Below are 323 nucleotides of genomic sequence, written 5' to 3' on the forward strand. Positions count from 1 at the left end.
CCCTGAAGGACGATTCCTGCTTCGTATGTGTCTTCGATATGGTAGTCGTGTGTCGCTTTTTTATTCTGTGCGACGACTTTTCCTTCGCCTTTTGGCATCTGAATTTCAATCCTTTCCTAAGAGGTGCATCATCTAGTATAGCAAGGTTGGTCAGAAAACGTCAAGGTTCAGCGGCTGCTGAACCTTGACCGATTTTTTAACGTTTCTTTTTCTTGCTCTTTTTCGCAACCGGTTTGTAAAACGGCTTCTTTTTCCCTTTTGTTGAAGGCTTGCTGTCAGAGGTGCCTTCCTGTCTGCGGCTGCCTCCTCGGCGTCTCCGTCCT

1 protein-coding gene is annotated in these 323 nt (G+C 47.1%); it reads right to left on the reverse strand.

The features are described 5' to 3' along the window. A partial coding sequence (locus CGZ90_RS21165; protein WP_240515506.1) for an SsrA-binding protein occupies positions 1-98 on the reverse strand: 98 nt, incomplete at its 3' end. Positions 99-323: the final 225 nt, after the last annotated feature.

It is taken from the genome of Fictibacillus aquaticus, from assembly GCF_002245695.1.
Classification (GTDB): domain Bacteria; phylum Bacillota; class Bacilli; order Bacillales; family Fictibacillaceae; genus Fictibacillus; species Fictibacillus aquaticus.